The sequence below is a fragment of the Sphingobium sp. BHU LFT2 genome, assembly GCF_018604485.1.
In the GTDB taxonomy this organism is placed as follows: domain Bacteria; phylum Pseudomonadota; class Alphaproteobacteria; order Sphingomonadales; family Sphingomonadaceae; genus Sphingobium; species Sphingobium yanoikuyae_A.
In genome coordinates this window covers 130,328-147,844 of the sequence record NZ_JAFCGW010000007.1, presented here as the reverse complement: position 1 = coordinate 147,844, position 17,517 = coordinate 130,328, and the positions used below count along the sequence as shown (strand labels likewise).

At 65.6% G+C, this 17,517-nt stretch carries 12 protein-coding genes; 5 read left to right on the top strand and 7 right to left on the bottom strand.

The window, feature by feature from the left end; genetic code table 11:
- Positions 1 to 78: 78 nt before the first annotated feature.
- From JQK15_RS15115 to JQK15_RS15095, 5 genes are all read left to right on the top strand, one after another.
- Positions 79 to 1,107, top strand: coding sequence for an arabinan endo-1,5-alpha-L-arabinosidase (locus JQK15_RS15115; RefSeq protein ID WP_214866266.1), 1,029 nt, complete (start codon positions 79 to 81; stop codon positions 1,105 to 1,107).
- A gap of 52 nt (positions 1,108 to 1,159) precedes the next feature.
- Positions 1,160 to 2,593: a glycoside hydrolase family 43 protein gene (locus JQK15_RS15110; RefSeq protein ID WP_214866265.1), complete on the top strand. Its 1,434-nt coding sequence runs from the start codon at positions 1,160 to 1,162 to the stop codon at positions 2,591 to 2,593.
- A 259-nt stretch (positions 2,594 to 2,852) separates the two neighbouring features.
- Positions 2,853 to 5,657 carry a TonB-dependent receptor gene (locus JQK15_RS15105; RefSeq protein ID WP_004208501.1) on the top strand — a complete coding sequence of 935 codons (2,805 nt, stop codon included), beginning with the start codon at positions 2,853 to 2,855 and terminating at the stop codon, positions 5,655 to 5,657.
- 130 nt (positions 5,658 to 5,787) lie between these two features.
- Entirely contained in the window at positions 5,788 to 7,809 is a 2,022-nt protein-coding gene (locus JQK15_RS15100; RefSeq protein ID WP_251007765.1) for an MGH1-like glycoside hydrolase domain-containing protein, read from the top strand.
- Positions 7,810 to 7,926: 117 nt separating this feature from the next.
- Positions 7,927 to 9,951, top strand: coding sequence for a trifolitoxin synthesis, TfuA (locus JQK15_RS15095; RefSeq protein ID WP_214866263.1), 2,025 nt, complete (start codon positions 7,927 to 7,929; stop codon positions 9,949 to 9,951).
- On the opposite strand, the gene JQK15_RS15090 is transcribed toward JQK15_RS15095, so the two are convergent.
- The 7 genes from JQK15_RS15090 to JQK15_RS15060 form a co-directional block, all read right to left on the bottom strand.
- Complete coding sequence (locus tag JQK15_RS15090) at positions 9,938 to 10,630, bottom strand: TfuA-like protein (RefSeq protein WP_214866262.1); 693 nt, start codon at positions 10,628 to 10,630, stop codon at positions 9,938 to 9,940. The two genes, JQK15_RS15095 and JQK15_RS15090, sit on opposite strands and share 14 nt — an antisense overlap.
- The gene (locus JQK15_RS15085; protein WP_214866261.1) at positions 10,627 to 11,805 is read right to left on the bottom strand and encodes a YcaO-like family protein; all 1,179 of its coding nucleotides are present in this window, start codon (positions 11,803 to 11,805) and stop codon (positions 10,627 to 10,629) included. Before JQK15_RS15085 ends, JQK15_RS15090 begins: the two co-directional genes overlap by 4 nt.
- 13 nt (positions 11,806 to 11,818) lie before the next feature.
- Positions 11,819 to 12,088 carry a hypothetical protein gene (locus JQK15_RS15080; RefSeq protein WP_069337971.1) on the bottom strand — a complete coding sequence of 90 codons (270 nt, stop codon included), beginning with the start codon at positions 12,086 to 12,088 and terminating at the stop codon, positions 11,819 to 11,821.
- Between the two features lie 106 nt (positions 12,089 to 12,194).
- Positions 12,195 to 12,509 (bottom strand): hypothetical protein, encoded by a 315-nt coding sequence (locus JQK15_RS15075; RefSeq protein WP_004208507.1) that lies wholly within the window; start codon positions 12,507 to 12,509, stop codon positions 12,195 to 12,197.
- Positions 12,510 to 12,570: 61 nt separating this feature from the next.
- A complete protein-coding gene (locus tag JQK15_RS15070) occupies positions 12,571 to 14,763 on the bottom strand; it encodes a zinc metalloprotease (protein WP_251007764.1) in 2,193 nt (730 codons plus the stop codon).
- A 96-nt stretch (positions 14,764 to 14,859) separates the two neighbouring features.
- A complete protein-coding gene (locus JQK15_RS15065; protein WP_214866260.1) occupies positions 14,860 to 16,185 on the bottom strand; it encodes a peptide MFS transporter in 1,326 nt (441 codons plus the stop codon).
- Positions 16,182 to 17,459, bottom strand: coding sequence for a metal-dependent hydrolase family protein (locus JQK15_RS15060; protein WP_214866259.1), 1,278 nt, complete (start codon positions 17,457 to 17,459; stop codon positions 16,182 to 16,184). The genes JQK15_RS15065 and JQK15_RS15060 overlap by 4 nt, the downstream gene beginning before the upstream one ends.
- Positions 17,460 to 17,517: the final 58 nt, after the last annotated feature.

Genomic DNA, 17,517 nt, shown 5'->3' with positions numbered 1-17,517 from the left:
TTTCGCCAACTGGGTGGGCGGCTCCTCGGGGCTGCCCGCCCATTTTTCGTTTCCGATAATTTGGGGAGAGGCCGGCAGATGCGGCAGACCATCATCACCTTGGCAAGCCTTGCCCTGCTGGCCGGCAGTGCGATTGCGCAGGCGCCAACCGAGCAGCCCGCGACCACGCTCAACGACCGGCTGACCGGCGACCTCGTCCCAACCCATGATCCCGTCATCATCCGCGAAGGCGGCACCTATCATGTCTTCAGCACCGGGCATGGCGACCGACTGATCGAGACGCGAACCTCGCCCGACCTTGTCCACTGGACCGCCGGCAAGCCCGTCTTCACCGCCCTGCCCGACTGGGCCAAGCAGGCGATCCCCGGCAGCAACGGCATGTGGGCGCCCGACATCAGCTTCGTGAACGGCCGCTACCGCCTCTATTATTCGGTCTCGACCTTCGGTTCGAACCGCTCGGCCATCGGCCTTGCCACCAGCCCGACACTCGACCCCAAGGCGAAGAATTTCGGCTGGCGCGACGAGGGGCTGGTCGTCATGTCGACCAGGGAGGATGATTATAACGCGATCGATCCCAATTTCATCATCGACCGCGATGGCCGCCACTGGCTGAGCCTCGGCAGCTTCTGGACCGGGATCAAGCTGTTCGAGCTGGATCCCAGGACCGGCAAGCCCAAGGATCCCAAGGCCAAGCCCTATTCGATCGCACGTCGCCCCGCCCCCGCCGGCGGCCCGGCGCCGGTGGAAGCGCCCTTCATCGTCGACCATGGCGGCTATTATTGGCTGATGGTCAGCTATGACTATTGCTGCAAGGGCGTGAACAGCACCTATTACACCGTGATGGGCCGCTCCAAGGACATCACCGGTCCCTATCTGGGCAAGGACGGCAGCCCGCTGATGGAAGGCGGCGGCAGCATCTTCCTGCGCGCCGACCTGCAGGAACAGCAGCGTTTCCGTGGCCCCGGCCATGCCGGCTGGCTGCATGATCGCGATGGCAAGGACTATGTCGTCTACCATGCCTATGACAAACAGGCGAACGGCGCCCCGACCCTGCGCATTGCGCCGGTGCGCTGGGGGGCTGACGGCTGGCCCGTTGCCGATTATTGATCCAATTGTCTGACTATCGCCGCGTCCCGCCGCGGCATCAGGAGAGAGAAGAATGAATTTCGCCCTGTCCCGCCGTGGCTTCCTTGCCAGCACTGCCGCCTTGTCGGCCGCGCCGATCGCCGCCCGCGCCGGTGCCGCCGCTCCGGCAGTTGCGGCCCCGGTGCCGGTCAATCCGCTGGTCAAGCAGCGCGCCGACGCGCAGGTCTTCCTGCACGATGACGGCTATTATTACATGACTGGATCGGTGCCCGAATATGACCGTCTGGTGCTGCGCCGCTCCAAGACGCTGGCCGGCCTTGCCACCGCCGAGGAGGCGGTGCTGTGGCGCCATGAGGCAAGCGGCCCGCGCTCCGGCTTCATCTGGGCGCCCGAACTCCACCAGATCGACGGCAAATGGTATATGTATTTCGCTGCCGGCCCGAGCGGCGGTGGCGACGACGTGTTCCGCATCCGCACCTATGCCGTGGTGTGCGACGGCGCCGATCCGATGACCGGCAAGTGGAGCGTGCTGGGTGAGTTCCAGGCCCCCTGGGATAGCTTCAACCTCGATTCCACCAGCTTCGTCCACAAGGGCGTGCGCTATTTCGCCTGGGCCCAGAAGGAACCGGGCATCAACACCAACAGCAACCTTTACATCGCCAAGCTGGAATCGCCACTGAAGCTGGCCGGCAAGGCGACCCGCCTGACGGTGCCGACCCTCGACTGGGAAGTGCGCGGCTACAAGGTGGCCGAAGCCCCCGCCGTCCTGCATCGCAATGGCCGCCTGTTCATGACCTATTCGGCCAGCGCCACCGACGCGCGCTATTGCCTGGGCATGCTGACCGCGGACGAGAATGCCGACCTGCTTGATCCCAAGAGCTGGACCAAGTCGCCCCAGCCGGTGTTCAAGACCTGCACCGAAACCGGCGTCTATGGTCCCGGCCACAACAGCTTCACCGTGGACGAGAAGGGCCGCGACATCCTCGTCTATCATGGCCGCGACTATGAGGCGATCCAGGGCGACCCGCTGTTCAACCCGGACCGCCACACCCGCGTCCAGCGCCTCTATTTCCAGGCCGACGGCACACCCGACTTCGGCGTGCCCGTGGGCAATGGCGCCATGCCCGAACGGTTCGTCTCGGCTGCCGATCCCAAGGCGCTGCTGGCCCATCAGGGCACGGAGCTGATCGCGGGCAATCCCGCGCTCGCCCAGACCCAGTTCCGCCAATCGCCCGGCCGCGCCGGCGCCAAGAGCGTGATGCTCTCCCCCATCCTGCTGCCCGACCATTATCTGGTCGCAGCGAAGGACGGCACGGTCAGCCTGATGAAGGATGATCGCAGTGCCGATTTCGCGCTGCGTAGCCAGTTCGTCCGGTTCGAGGATGCCGCCCAGGGCACGGTGCGCTTCGCGACCATCGCCGTCGCCGGCAAGCATATCGCCGCGATCGACGGCCGCATCGGCCTCGCGCGCAGCAAGGACCCGCGCACGCAATGGTACGCCGACTGAGCGCGAATCGCCGAGTCTGACAAATAGGGCCATGGGCTCGCGCCGCCAAAAGCCGCGCAAGCCCATGGCCTTTCGGCTTTTTATAGCCTGAAACACCCGAAAAACCGGGCCAGAATCCCTGCGGCAAATTTGCAACATGGGTGCCACGTAGCGCAACCCCGACCCAATATTTCACTTGCGCTTCTCAGCATGTGGAAATAATTAGTCCGAGTAATTCGTGGGCATGGCAACGGGCCAGCCCCTTGGGGAGGACTTGAAAATGGCTATCCGGCCGATCGCACTCTGTTCTGCGTCGCTTGTCGCGCTGACCCTGTCGGGCGCCGCCTTCGCGCAGACCGACGCCGCTCCGCAGACCATCGCACAGGACGCACCGGCAGATGAATCCGCCGACATCGTCGTCACCGGCGTGCGCGCATCGATCGTCGGCGCCCTGAACGTCCGCAAGAACTCGACCCAGATCGTCGACTCGATCGTCTCGGAAGATGTCGGCAAGTTGCCGGACAATAACGTCATTGAAGCGCTCCAGCGCGTGACCGGCATCCAGGTCACCAACCGCGCCGGCGGCGAAGCGGCCGGCATCTCGATCCGTGGCCTGCCCGACGCGCTGACCACCCTCAACGGTCGCAACATCTTCACCGCCGCCGGCCAGTCCTTCTCGCTGCAGGATATCTCCGCCAACCTCGTCAACCGCGTCGACGTCTACAAGACCCGCTCGGCTGACCAGATCGAAACCGGCCTTGCCGGCCAGGTCGACGTCCAGACCCGTCGCCCGTTCGATTTCGACGGCTTCGCCATTTCGGGCCTGGCCCGCGGCATCTATAATGAGCAGGCCGACACCTATAATCCGAACGTCGCACTGCTGGTCAGCGATCGCTGGGAAACCGGCATCGGCGACATCGGCATTCTGGTGAACGGCAGCTACACCCGCACCAAATATCGCGACCAGACCGTCACGGCCGGCGCGCTGGTGCCGTTCGCCGCAGAAGCCGGCAACGGCTTCTCGCGTCTGGAACGCATCTTCCCCGGCCCGGACAATGTGAACTGGCAGCCCGGCCTAGACCGCGGCCTGCCCACCGCCGCTGGCTCGACGCTCGACATCAACGGCGCGCAGGTTCCCTACCTCCTGTCGCGCGACGCCGTGTTCAGCTCCGACCTCTATGGCAAGCGCGAACGGCCGTCCTTCAACGTCGCCCTGCAGTGGGCACCGAACAGCAGCTCGGTCTACACCGCTGAAGTCTTCTATGCCGGCTATCGCGGCGAAACCTTCAACAGCCTGCAGTTCAGCTTCGTCGACTGGTGGGGTAACCCCGGCACCGTCGAAACCTATGAAGGCACCAACATCGTCAAGTCGCGCACCGGCGTGGCCGACGTCTATGGCTTCAACAGCGGCGACTTCAACAAGTCGAAGACCGACAGCTTCGTCTATGCCCTGAACGGCAAGTGGGATCTGGGCGATCGCGGCAAGATCGTCGGCGACCTCGCCTACCAGACCAGCAAGGTGAAATCGTCCTTCATCGCGATGCGCACCGACCGCGTCGCCAGCTCGATCGACGTCGATTTCAACGCTGGTGGCGGCATCCCGTCCTACCACTTCAGCGACGACAGCCTGCTGAACGACCCCAGCATCTGGAACGTTGTGCAGATGTACGACAATGCCAACCGCGACAAGGGCAGCGCCATCACCGGCACGCTCGATGGCTATTACACCTGGGACGAAGGCTTCATCCGCCAGCTGAAGGCCGGCATTCGCATCGACCAGCGCAAGGCATCGAACGCCGTGCGCACGCAGGATCGTGGCGCACCGCTGGTGGCGACCACCCTGGCCGGCCTGGGCGAAGGCGCCACCTTCACCAACAAGGATTTCTACCAGGGCCGCGCCGACGTGCCGTCCAGCTGGACGCTGGCCAACGGTTATTGGTTGCATGACAATGCGGATCTGGTGCGTGGCCTCTATGGCCTGCCGACCTCCGACCAGTTGTCGCTGCAGAAGACCTTCGACATCGATGAAAGCACCATCGCCATGTATGTGCAGGCCGATGGCGAGGTCTCGATCTTCGGCCGTCCGCTCAAGCTGCAGGCTGGCGTCCGCTACGTGACGGTCGACACCGACTACAACTTCTTCGACCGCTATAATGGTGGCGCGCATACTGGTGTGTCGCAGGGCTCGGACAAGTGGCTGCCCAGCTTCACCGCCCGCTACGAAATCTTCGACAATCTGCGCCTGCGCTTCAACTATGGCGAAACGCTGCGTCGTCCCAACTTCGGCGATATCAACCCGAACTATAACCTGACCGGTGACCTCACCAATGTCGGCTATGGCAGCGGCAGCGCTGGCACGGCCAGCCTGGCGCCGACCCATTCGAAGAATTTCGACGTGGCGCTGGAATGGTATTTCGAACGCAACAGCGCGATCACGCTGACGGGCTTCCGCCGCGAGATCAGCGGCCTGGTCGTTCCGCTGACCGTCATGGAATATATCCCGAACAACGGCATCGAAGCCGGCGCAACGGACTATTTCGCCATCACCCGCCCGGTCAATGCGTCGGACGGCGTGCTCAAGGGGCTGGAACTGGGCCTGACTTACTTCCCCAGCTATCTGCCGGGTCCGCTCAAGGGTCTGGGCTTCGTGGGCAGCGTCACGGTCCTCGACTCCAAGCAGAATATCCCGCTCACCAATTCGGCCGGCGAAGTGACCGGTCAGGCAAGCTCGTCCTTCTTCGGCGTGTCTGACCTCAGCTACAACGCCACCCTGGCCTATGATAATGGTCCAATCGGCGCGCGCCTGTCCTATATCTGGCGCAAGGAATTTCTCGCCAATAACGAGGCACGCCTGTTCGCCAATCCGATCGGCGTGTGGCGTAACCCGGAGGAAAGCCTGGATCTCCAGCTCACCTGGAACGTCAATGATCGCCTGGGTGTGACCTTCGACGCGGTGAACCTCACCAAGTCGAAGCAGCAGACCTACTATAAGTTCGAAGATGTCGGCGGCCCGGATCAGTTCAACCTGGGCACCACCCTGTTGTCGCGCACCTTCGCGCTGGGTGTCCGCTACACCTTCAAATAAGTGCCCGATGGGGCGTGGCGTCTCCTCGCTGCGCCCCATTTTCATGGCGGCCGTTCCGGGAAACCTCTCCAACTCCCCGGAACGGCCGCCATATTTGTTTCAGGATATAGGGAGACGGACGATGCACGCGATGAGGATGCTTCTGCTGGCAGGGGCTGCCATGATCGGCATGGGCGCCGCCTCGCCCCCTCCCCGCTCCGCCGGCCTCGATACCCATGCCATCGCGGTGCAGCGCTTCGGCAATGACGCACCCTGGTATCAGGATCGCATCCCCTTCTTCGAATCCGCCGACCCGAAGATCGACGCCGTCTATTATTATCGCTGGCAGCTCTATCGCGGGCATCAGCGCGATCTGGGCGAAGAAGGGTATATCACCACCGAATTTTTCGACGATGTCGACTGGCAGCGCCATCCTTATGCCAGCCTCAACGACGCGACCGGCTTTCATCTGGCCGAAGGTCGCTGGCTGAACGACCGGCGCTTTGCCGACGACTATATCCGCTTCATGTATCGCGGCGGCAATGACCGCCACTTCACCGACTATATGGCGGACTCAGTCTGGGGCCGTTACCTGATCGATGGCGACAAGGCAGGCGTGCTCGAACATCTGCCGGTGATGCGCCACATCTATCGCCTGTGGGACGAGAAGTTCGACTTCGACAAGGGGCTCTATTTCGTCGAGCCGCTGCTCGACGCGACCGAATATACCGTCTCCTCGATCGACGCCTCGGGCGGCAAGGACGGCTTCCGTGGCGGCGACGCCTTCCGTCCCTCGGTCAACAGCTACATGTATGCCAATGCCCGCGCGCTGGCGAAGATGGCGACCATGGCCGGCGACACCGCGATGGCGCAGGAATATGAGGCCCGCGCGCAGGCGCTGAAGGATCATGTCCTTGCCGACCTGTGGAGCGAGAAGCTCGGCCATTTCATCGACCGGCATCAAAGTCGCAAGAACCCGCACGTCAAATATTGGGATCCGATCCGCAACCGCGAATTGGTCGGCTATCTCCCCTGGATGTTCGATCTGGTCCCGGACGACGCCAAATATGCCGGCGCCTGGGCGCATCTGCTCGACCCCGCCTCGCTCGCCGGCAAGGCGGGCATGCGCACGGTCGAGGCCAATTACGAATATTATATGCGGCAATATCGCTATCTGGGCGACGCGCCGGAATGCCAGTGGAACGGCCCGATCTGGCCCTATCAGACGACCCAGGTGCTGATCGCCATGGCCAATCTGCTCGATCATCATGCCCAGCAGGGCCCTGTGACCCGCAGCGACTATATGCGCCTGCTGCGCCAATATACCGCGCTCCATTATCAGGGCGACCGGCTCGACCTGGAAGAGGATTATCATCCCGAAACCGGCAAGCCGATCGTCGGCCTCGATCGCAGCCATCATTATTTCCATTCGGGCTATAATGACCTGATCCTGGGTGGTCTGGTCGGCATCCGTCCGCGCGCCGACGATGTGCTGGAGGTGAACCCGCTGCTGCCCGATGCCGGCGATCCGCAGGCGCTGGCCTGGTTCCGCGCGCAGGACATACCCTATCATGGCCATCGCATCGCCGTGACCTGGGACGCGGACGGCAGCCATTATGGCCGGGGCAAGGGCCTGTCGGTCGAGGTCGACGGCAAGGAGGTCGCCCGGCGCGAGACATTGGGCCGGATCGAACTGCCGGTGGCGCGCGTTGCCAATGCACCCGTCGCCCAGCCGATCAACCGCGCCGTGCAACTGGTGCGTAGCCAGTTCCCGATGGGCAGCGCATCCAGCAACACCGACCCCGAAAATGTCCATGACGCGATCGACGGCCGCACCTGGTTCTTCCCCGAACTGCCCAATGGCTGGTCCTCCGCGCCCGGAGAGGCCAACCAATGGTATGCCGTTGACCTGGGCAAACCGGTGTCCATCGGCCGCGCCGAACTCGCCTTCTTCGCCGACGGCAAGCAGTTTGCCGTGCCGCAATCCTATCGCCTGCAGGCCATGGTCGATGGCCAATGGCGCGATGTCGCGACGCCCAAGGGCGCGCCGCTCGCCAATGGCGTGACCGACCTGCGCTTTGCCGGCCGCGCCGCGCGCCAGTGGCGGGTGCTGATGCGCCAGCCCCAGGGCAAGGCGATCCGGCTGGCGGAGATCAAGCTGTTCGACCGCTGAATTGGCTATGGCCCTGGATCGTGACGCAGCCTAAACGGACCGTCGCCCTGTTCAGCAAGCTGTGTTAGGGCGGATCGATCGGCGGCCCGGCACTGCAGGCCGCCAGCAATAAAGGGCATGATGGTGACAGCGGCTGGCGAGCTTCGGTTTCGCTTTCGATTGCTCGGCGATTTCCGCCTGATCGACGAGGCGGACGGACGCGACCATAGCCCGCGCAGCCGCAAGGCCTGTGCCCTGCTCGCCCATCTTGCGCTGGAGCCCGATCGCCGCGCCAGTCGCGACCGGCTGGTCGGCCTTCTATGGAGCGACCGGGGTGAGGTGCAGGCGCGCGCCAGCCTGCGCCAGGCGCTGACCGACCTGCGTGCGCATCCGGCCGCCCCGCTCATCCAAATCGAACGGCGTGACCTGCATCTGGCAGAGGGTGGCTTTTCCAGCGACCTGGTCGAGATACTGGCATGCGCCGCCGCCAACGATCTGGCCGGACTGGCCCGTATCCTGGATGGCGCGGGCAGCGCGATACTGGATGGGCTGGAGGGACTGGATCGCAGCTTCGACGACTGGCTGATGATCGAGCGGCAACGCTGGCGCGAGCGCATCGTCCAGGATGTGCTGCACGCCGTCGAGCGCAATGGCCAAAACGATCTGCTCGACCTGCGCCGTGCGATCCTGACCCAGTTGCAGCGGCTCGACACCGGCGATGAACGGATCGCCCGGCTCGGCATGGCGCTTGACCAGAAGGCCGGCGACCATGTCGCGCTCCACCGCCGCTACCGCCAGTTGGAGACCGGGTTGCAACGCGATCTGGATGCCCGCGTCTCGCCCGACACCGAAAGGCTGCTGCGCGAACTGACGACGGTCGGATCGGTCATTGCTCCCGCCCCGCGCGCGACCGCCGCGCCCGCCATTGCCACAATCCCGCAGGCCAATGTCGAGCCGCCGATCCTGGTGATCGCGCCGTTCAGCCTGATCGGCGATGGCGGCCCGGACGGCGCCCTGCTCACCAGCATCTGCCATGACGATCTTCAGACCGCCCTGGGCGGCATGCGCGACCTGCGCATCCTGTCGGTCGACGCGCCATCGGCCGAGCGGATGAAGGCCGCCGCCCCCGCCTCGATCGCCAGCTATGCGCTGGACGGGTCAGTCCGCGCCGATGGCGATGGCTGGCGCATCAATCTGCGCATGACGCGGATCGACAGCGGCTTCCTGGTCTGGACGCGCCAGTTGACCGTGCGCCAGGGCGAATTGCTCGCCGCGATCGACGATCTGGTCGCCCGGATCGCCGGCGCCATCCTGCCGGTGGTCGAACGCGATGTCGGCAAGCTGATGGAAGGACGCGTGCCCACCGGGTCGGACGCCTATCCGCTCTATTTCACCGCCCGCGCCAAGATATTGGCCGCCGCCAACCTGGCCGAGGTGCAGGAAGGCGCCGACCTGCTGGAGCGCGCGATCCTGCTGGAGCCGCGCCTGACCAACGCCTATCTGCAACTGGCGCGCCTCTACAACACCGACTTCATGCAGTTGATGGCGGGCCATGACGCCGCGCCGCTGCGCGCCCGCGCCTTCGATCTCTGCACCCGCGCGGTCGCGCTGGAACCCACCCATGGCGGCGTGCAGTCGCGCCTGGCCTGGTGCTATTTGCGGCGCGGCGACATGAAGCAGGCGATGCAGGGCTTCATGACCGCGCTCGACCTGACGCCCTTTCACGCCGATGGCATCAACGAGATCGGCTTTGGCCTCGTCCATCTGGGCGAGATGAAGGAAGCGCAGCGCCTGATCGCCCGCGCGTTCGAGCTGAACCCCTTTCCGTCGGACGAATATTTTTCCGATCTCGCGGTGCTCTACGCCCTGTCTGGCGAGCATGAGGCGGCGGAAACCCAGTTCGAGATCGGCCGCAACCGATCGATCCATTATCTGGCGGTGCGGGGCGCCAATCTGGGCATGCTGGGCGGCGCAAAGCGCGCCGCGCCGGTGATCGACGAACTGCGCCAGCGTTTCGCCAGCCTGTGGCAGGGCGATGCTCCGGCCCGCGACGCCGATCTGGTCGACACCATGATCCAGTTCCTGCCGCTGCAGGGGCCGGCCGAACGCAGCCTGTTCCTGACCGGGCTGGAACAGGCCGGATTGCGCATCACGCCGCGCTGATCTCCGCGCGCAGGCTGCGCAGGAAGAAGCTTTGCGGCGGCGGCGCGACACGCGGCGCGACCACCGGGCCCGCAATCGTCCGCAGCAACAGCTCCGCATCCCTGCGCTTGAGGCTAAGCCCCTGATCGATCGGTGGCAGATCGCGCCCGGTCGCCTGCCGGAAGGCGTCGCCGATCAGCGTCCAGCTGCGATCGCGGAAATTCATCCGCCGCGCCAGCCGCAGCAGCAGCGCACGGTCGCCTGCCGCCATTTCCACCTGCGCGATCGCATGTTCGGCATCGACCAGCGCCAGCGTCATCGCGCGATGGCCCAATTCTGCCGGCGCATGACTAACCATCACCGCATCGTCCCGCTCGATCTGCCCCGTCCTGTAAGCCTGCGCGATCGCGCCGATGCCCACCATGCCGAACGGCTCCAGTTCCGCCGCGCGCAATGCGCCCAGGCTCGCCGCACCATAGACGGCGATGCCATCGGCCATCACCTGGATGATTTCCTTGTGCCAGACCGACGGCGTGGTTTCGAACAGTCCGTCGATCAGACCAATCGCGGCCGGTCGTTCGATCGCGGCGCGCAGCATGTCGCCGCGCCGCGCCGGCCCGCGTAGGGCGATGCCATCGGGCAAGGCCATCACGGAACCGCCCAGGCTCGGCCCGGCAAAGACGATCGCATGGCTGCTCATGCCGGCTCCATCACCGCTTGCACCGCGCCCGTGCGCGATGGCCGGTCATGATCGCCAAAGGCCGGCACCAGCAGCTTCACCACATCGATGCCGAGGTCGGGCCGGGTCAGGTCATGACAGGCGACCGGCCCTGCCCCCACCATCGCACAGCGATCGAGCAGCCAGGCCAGATCATCCTCCGCCCCATCATGCGCCACGGAGGGAACCGCCGACCAGGGTCGGGTTGCCGGCGCGAAATCGAGCATCGCCAGCAGGAAGCCCTGCCGCTGTTGCCCGGCATCGCGATAGCGCGCCGGATCGATATCGTCGCGCGCGCCGGCGATCAGCGCGGCACGGGTCTGCGCCGCCTCGCAAATGGCGCGGGCGAGCGCGACGCCGGCATCGGGATGGCATCCCGCCCCCATTGCCGGCGGTAATTGCACGCTGCGGGCCGCACCGCGTTCCGTGATGGCGCAGCCGATCACCGCTGCGCCGATCGAACCGGTCATGTCCCACAAGGATAGCGACAGGCCCGCGCGCCGCACCCGCGCAATCAGGCTGCGGCCCAGCCGATCGGTCACGCTGTCCAGATCGATCGCGCTTGCCCGGCGCGCGCGCAGTCCCCGTTCCAGCCAGCGGGCATGATCCTCGCGCTCGATCAGTTCGCACAGCGCCGAACAGCGCGCCTCGGCCGGGGTGTTGCCGGATGCCAGCCCATTGCTGTTGGGCCACAGATCGGGTTCGGCCGGCACGGTGAAATCCATCGTCACCAGCCCATGGGGTATCCGCATGGGTCGGCCGCTCAGCAGGTCGGTCGCCTCGACCCAGCCGCGCGGACGGGCCGGATCGAAGGAAGCGTCCTGCTTGTCGGCCCGCGCCATCTGGCTCCAGAGCCGGGCTTCGCCGGCCTCCGCAACACCATGGCTGCTGGCGGGACAGGTTTCGGCATGGTGCAGCTCAATCGCTTCCATCAGCGCGGAGACGCGGGCGGCATCGGGCGTAGCGCCCTTGCCCTGCGACACCGACAGCGAAAGTGACAAGGGACGCACCGCCTGGAATACGGGGATGCCGATGCGATCCAGACCGGTCACATCGGCAAGCCGCGTGACACCCAGCGCACGGGCGACAGGCGCGATCCGTGCGAGGGTGTCGGCAGGACGGCGGGAGCGATGCGCACCGCGCCGGAACATCTTCATGGCGCGATCGGCCTCAGGCGAAGTCGGCCTTGCCGGACCCGATCTCGGCAAAATAGGCGCGGGTGGCGCGCTGCTGCCCCGGCAGGGCGACCGCATCCAGAACCGGACCATCGGTAAACAGGCCGGCTACGCCGGCGATCGCCGCCTTGGCATCATCGCTGTCATCATCGGCAGCCAGATAATGGACCTGCTCGACAAAGGCATAGCCAACGACCTTGTTCGGATCGGCCGGGTCGGTCAGCTTGATGACATAATTGGCGTCGGTGTCGTAGGATTCAGCCATATATACCCCCATAGTTCGTGACGGATCAAAAGTAGGTTGCGGAACCGTAATGACAAGCAGGGCGAGGACAATAAGGGAAACCCCTATCAACGCCGCACGGAGCATATCAGACATAAGCGAAGGGTTCGACTGAGCGCTTCACATACATGGCCTTGCCGTTCGGGCTGACCGACACGCCCCAATAGCATGCCTCACCCATCCCCGGTTCGATCGAGATGCGCACATCCTTGCTCGGCAATTCCACCTGCACCGGATCATTGCCGGCCGGCAGGCTGAGTTCCAGCGTATGGGCGACGCCGATCTTGGCGCGGGTCTTCACATGGTCGAGCCAATGCACCAGCCGGTCGCCGATCGAGATACGGACGCTGTCATCCTTGAATCCCTGTTCGAGTGCGATGGTGATTTTGCGAAATTCCGACATTGTTGGTCCCCTTTCGGAATGATGGGGCGCACCGCCATGACAGGCGATGCGCCTGCATGGATCAGATACTGAGGCCGTTCGCCTTGAGGGCCAGCATGCGCTGCATGTCCTGGCCGAGGTTGAAGCCACCGATGACATCGCCCGCCCGCACCGCGTCGAAGCCCAGCCCCGTCTGGCGCAGCGCCGGGGCAACCCCGCCATCCAGCGCGCGAGCGAGCTTGCCCGCCTCGCGCAGGAAACGGGTATGGCCGACGGCATTGACGGCGGCATCGGCGCTGCCCTCGGTCGCGATCGCCAGCAGGTGGCGTGCTTCCTTGAGATCGGCGTCATAAACCTCGATGCGGCGGGCGGCCGCAGCAGGGGTCTCACCGGGCCGTGCCCGCTCATCCACCTGCAGCAGCTTATATTCGTCGGCCAGCGGGCCGGCGAGCGCGATCGCCGCCTGGCGCGCGAGCGGATGCTGGCGCATCCGCGTGGCCGCTCGCAGCGCATCGACCGCCGATTGGACACCGCGCGTGCCGTTGACGGCCAGCACCTGGCCGACTTCCGGGGTGAAGATATCCTGCCCCAGCCGCTCTTCCTCGCGGCTTTCGGGCGGCTCCACCTTCACCTCCAGCGGGTTGGAAATGACGGCCCGGCCATCGACGACCAGCATCGCCTGGATGGTGTAGCGCCCCGGTTCGGTCATGTCCCAGCCATTGCGGCCGGCGCCGACCAGCACACTGTCATACAGCGCCTCACCCTGACCCAGAATGATTTCCAGGCTCTCGCCGCAATGGCGCGAATAGGGCGACCATTGGCGCGCGGGCCGGCCATCCTTGCTGATGATAAGGGTCAGGCCGGCCCGTTCCGACAGGCGCGCCGCCGATGCCAGCTTGGGCCGGCCGCTGCGGTTGACCAGTGCCATCTCGACCACCGGCGGCAACAGATAGGGCAGGCGATTGTCGCGGGCATTGACCGACAGGGTCAGGCCAAACTCCTCATTGGGGTCCAACGCCACCTGCGAGAAGCCATGCTGGTCGAACCAGTCGGCATTGCCCATCTGCACGAAGCGTTCGGGGCCATGGCGCATGAACAGCAGTTCGGAATCGGAAAAGCGGAAGTCGAAATCGGCAAAGAAGGCCGCCTGGCCGCCCGCCACCGCATAGGGATAGTTCATGAAGCTGCGCGCTTCGGGATCGTCGGCCAGCGGAATCCAGGGCGTGCCCAGCGACTTCTGCCAGCTATGCGCCAGGTTGAAGGCATGGCCGACCTCATGCGCGGCGGTCCAGAAGCGCATTCGCCGCACCCAGGCGTCGGGATCGGCATCGCCTGCCGGCGGATGGGCGATGAAGGCGTCGGTAAAGATCGCCGTCCCCTGGCGATGGTTCGACCCGATATCGTCGAACATGATGCCGCCCAGGCTGCTGCCCTGCACATGGAGCGAGGCGAACAGCACCCACAGCGACCATTGCGGCTTGTCGGCAAAGCGCGACCAGTAGATCTGCATCGCATCATGCATTTCCTGGTCGGTCCAGCGCTGGTCGGCGCCGGCCGCACCGAGCGGGATGGCGCCATTGCCGGGCGCATCGCTGACGTTGAATCCCGCCCGCCGATAGACGGTGTCGAGGCTCAGCGTCTCGCTGGCCATGGTCGCGGGATGATTGGGATGGTCGTGCGTGCCGATTTCCGTCACGCGGGTCGCGCCGGCCACCGTGTCATATTCGAACTCGGCCGGACGGAAGCTCGAAGAGCTGAACTGATAGGTGCGCACGAAGCTCGCTGCGCCGCCGCCGCTGAAGGTCGCCTCCACCTTGCGCTGGGCGGCCAGCAGGCTCTTCGTCACCTTGAGGCTGATCTGGGTATGGGGGATGGCGCCGACCTGGCCATCCTTGAACCAGATCTGGCCACTATAATGATTGGCCCCGGTCCGGGTCAGCGCCGCAACCCAGCTGACGACTGGCCCCAGCGGGCCGGCGCGCGTGCCGCTGACCGTCATCTGCGGATAGCGGCCATCGACGTCCAGCCGCAATTCCTCGCGCGTGTAGAGCGTCAGCGCATTGATATCGTCGTCGAAGCGATCGACCGCACCGGGCAGCGCGCGCGGTATCGGGAAGCGCGGCGAGCGCACGAAATTGTAGCGGCCACTGGCCTGTACCAACAGCGGCAGGTGCCGCACCGGCCGCAGCTTGGGGTCGATGTCGAAGCCGGCCATGTCGGTATCGAGCGCGCTGTCGCCGTCAAAATCGGCGGGATCGAAATCGGCAGTCATCATTCCCTCCTGTCGGCGCGCGTCGGATGCCCGCGCTCGCAGGGTCGGGAATGGCATGGCCAGTGTGAGGCCAGGCGTCGGTCGAACGTGAAAAAAGCGTCAATCCGACCGAAAAATCGCTTTCCGTAGCGTCAATATCAGGAAAATCGCGCCACATCCCGCAGCGATCCCGGCATGCAGCAGCCAAAAGGCAGTGGCCGGCATGCGGGCGTAGAAGCCCCCCACCCAGCCGACCAGCACATTGCCTAGGAAGAAGACGAGATAATAGAGGCCGATCGCCAGCCCGGCCTGGCGCGACGGCGCAGCGCGGGTGAACAGCGCCAGGCTGACCGGCAATATATGGGCAAAACCGATGCCGTTGAGCAGATGGAAAGCGATCGCCCAGCCCAGCCCGGTCCTGCCATCGGGGCCCGCCAGGGCCGATCCCAGTGCCAGGCAGAGCATGCCTCCGGTCGCAAAGAGCGACCCGATCGTCAGCTTGGCAAGATCGCCGGGCTCGGGCCGGTGGCGCGCATAGCGGCGATAGACGAAAGGCAGGGCGGCAAGGATGGCCAGGCCCAGCCCTGCGTCGAGGGTGATGAGCCAGCTCGTCGGTACGCGCAGCCCGCCCAGCGTCAGTTCCAGATGCGCGTCGCCCCAGATCAGATAGGCGTTGAATATCTGATTGTTGGGCAGCAACGCCACCGCCAGCAGCGGGATCAGCAGGACGATACCCAGCAGGCCACGCAGATCCTGCCCGGTCATGCGCCCGCGCCCGTTCGATCTGGGGCCATAATCGTCAACCGGTAAATGCCTGCGTCCGGCAAGGTAGATGATCGTGGCGATCGCCATGCCGACCCCGGCGACGGCAAAGCCGACATGCCAGCCGCGCGTTTCCGCCAGCGTGCCGATCACCAGCGGCGCGGCGATCAGGCCGATATTGATGCCCAGATAATAAAGCTGGAACGCGCCGTCGCGGCGCGGATCGTCACGACCATAGAGCGCGCCGATCTGGCTGGCGAGATTGCCCTTGAACAGGCCGCTGCCCAGCACCAGCAAGCCGAGCGCGGGCAGGAAGGCGGCCTGGACCGCCATCAGGAAATGGCCCGCCATCATCGTCAATGCGCCCAGCAGCACCGTGCGATGCCGGCCAAGCAGCCGGTCCGCGACCAGCCCACCCAGGATCGGTGTCACATAGACGCTGGCAAAATAGGTGCCGACAATGGCGGAGGCGAGCGGCTGGCCGTCGAGCCCGCCATAGAGCTGGCGAAAGGCATCGAAGAAAAGCAGTCCGTCGGCCTGCCCCGGCTGCAGCAGATGCTTGACCAGATAGAGGGCCAGCAGCGACTGCATGCCATAATAGGAGAAACGCTCCCACGCTTCGGTGAACAGCAAATAGGCCAGGCCCCGCGGATGGCCCAGGAACGCGTGATCGCCTTGGTTCATGGCTGCGCGCCCGGCCCCTTGTAGATGACGCCGTCCTTCATCACGAAGCCGACCTGGCGCAGTGCGTCGATGCTACGGGTCGGATCGCCCTCGACCGCAACCAGATCGGCGAGCAGGCCCGGCTTCACCGCGCCCAGCCGGTCGGCAATGCCGAACAGTGCCGCATTGCCGCTGGTCGCCGCGACCAGCACGTCGCGGGGCGCCATGCCGGCGGCCGCCATCAGCTCCGCCTCGCGGGCATTGTCGCCATGGGCGAACACGCCGACATCGCCGCCCAGGCAGATGGCGACGCCGGCGGCCCGCGCGCGATCCAACGCCTGGCGCGCCTGCATCACCGCCGCCGGCGCCGGTTCCGCCCCGGTCCAGCCACGATAGCGGGCGGTGGCATCGGACGCCGCCAGGGTCGGGCAATAGCCGACATTGTGCGCCTTCATCAGCGCGAAGGTCGCAGCGCTGCCCTCATAGCCATGCTCGATCGTGTCGACCCCGGCCAGGATCGCCCGGCGCATTCCTTCGTCGGTGACGGCATGGGCCGCGACCTTGCGCCCGGCGCTGTGGGCTGCCTCCACTGCCGCTGCCATTTCCGCCTGGGTGAAGGTCGGCCGGCTCGGCTCGCCCTTGCCCCAGCGATAGTCGGCATAAAGTTTCACGATATCGGCGCCGGCCGCGATCTGCCGCCGCACTGCCGTTACCAGATCGGGACCGCCGGCTTCCTCCGCGCCCAGCGGCACGACGACGCCCGGCTCGAAGCCACGCGGGCCATAAGCGCCCGGTGCCACCAGCGCGCGGGTCGCGACCAGCATGCGCGGCCCGGCGACGATACCCTGCTCGATCGCCTGCTTCAGGCCGACATCGGCATAGCCAGCCCCTTCGGTGCCCAGATCGCGCACGGTGGTGAAGCCCGCCATCAGCGTCGCCCGCGCCGACACCGTGGCCCGCACGGTGCGCAGCGCCAGCGGCTCGTGCAGCACCTGATCGTCCCAGCTTGTCTCGTTATAGGGGTGCAGGAAGAGGTGCGAATGGCCCTCGATCAAGCCGGGGAGCAGGGTCTTGCCGGGCAGGTCGATGACGGTCCCTCCAGCCGGCACCGCGATCCCCGGTCCGGCCGCCTCGATCCGGTTGCCACGCACCAGCACCGCCCATCCGCGATGCGACGCCGCGCCGTCGAACACGGCATCGGGGCGCAGCAGATAGAGCGTCGGCGCGGCCTCCTGCGCCCCGGCCGGCATCGGCGCGACGAACAGAAAGGCCAGCAGGATCAAAAGCCTGTGCATCGATATCATCCCCCTTGACGGGAGGCTGCTTGCGCCGTCCCGCCCCCTTCATTACTCC

Bases quoted from the DNA above. Each gene is read 5' to 3' on its own strand.
- JQK15_RS15115 (WP_214866266.1), top strand. From the start codon at position 79: ATGCGGCAGACCATCATCACCTTGGCAAGCCTTGCCCTGCTGGCCGGC.
- JQK15_RS15110 (WP_214866265.1), top strand. From the start codon at position 1,160: ATGAATTTCGCCCTGTCCCGCCGTGGCTTCCTTGCCAGCACTGCCGCC.
- JQK15_RS15105 (WP_004208501.1), top strand. From the start codon at position 2,853: ATGGCTATCCGGCCGATCGCACTCTGTTCTGCGTCGCTTGTCGCGCTG.
- JQK15_RS15100 (WP_251007765.1), top strand. From the start codon at position 5,788: ATGAGGATGCTTCTGCTGGCAGGGGCTGCCATGATCGGCATGGGCGCC.
- JQK15_RS15095 (WP_214866263.1), top strand. From the start codon at position 7,927: ATGATGGTGACAGCGGCTGGCGAGCTTCGGTTTCGCTTTCGATTGCTC.
- JQK15_RS15090 (WP_214866262.1), bottom strand. From the start codon at position 10,630: ATGAGCAGCCATGCGATCGTCTTTGCCGGGCCGAGCCTGGGCGGTTCC.
- JQK15_RS15085 (WP_214866261.1), bottom strand. From the start codon at position 11,805: ATGAAGATGTTCCGGCGCGGTGCGCATCGCTCCCGCCGTCCTGCCGAC.
- JQK15_RS15080 (WP_069337971.1), bottom strand. From the start codon at position 12,088: ATGGCTGAATCCTACGACACCGACGCCAATTATGTCATCAAGCTGACC.
- JQK15_RS15075 (WP_004208507.1), bottom strand. From the start codon at position 12,509: ATGTCGGAATTTCGCAAAATCACCATCGCACTCGAACAGGGATTCAAG.
- JQK15_RS15070 (WP_251007764.1), bottom strand. From the start codon at position 14,763: ATGATGACTGCCGATTTCGATCCCGCCGATTTTGACGGCGACAGCGCG.
- JQK15_RS15065 (WP_214866260.1), bottom strand. From the start codon at position 16,185: ATGAACCAAGGCGATCACGCGTTCCTGGGCCATCCGCGGGGCCTGGCC.
- JQK15_RS15060 (WP_214866259.1), bottom strand. From the start codon at position 17,459: ATGCACAGGCTTTTGATCCTGCTGGCCTTTCTGTTCGTCGCGCCGATG.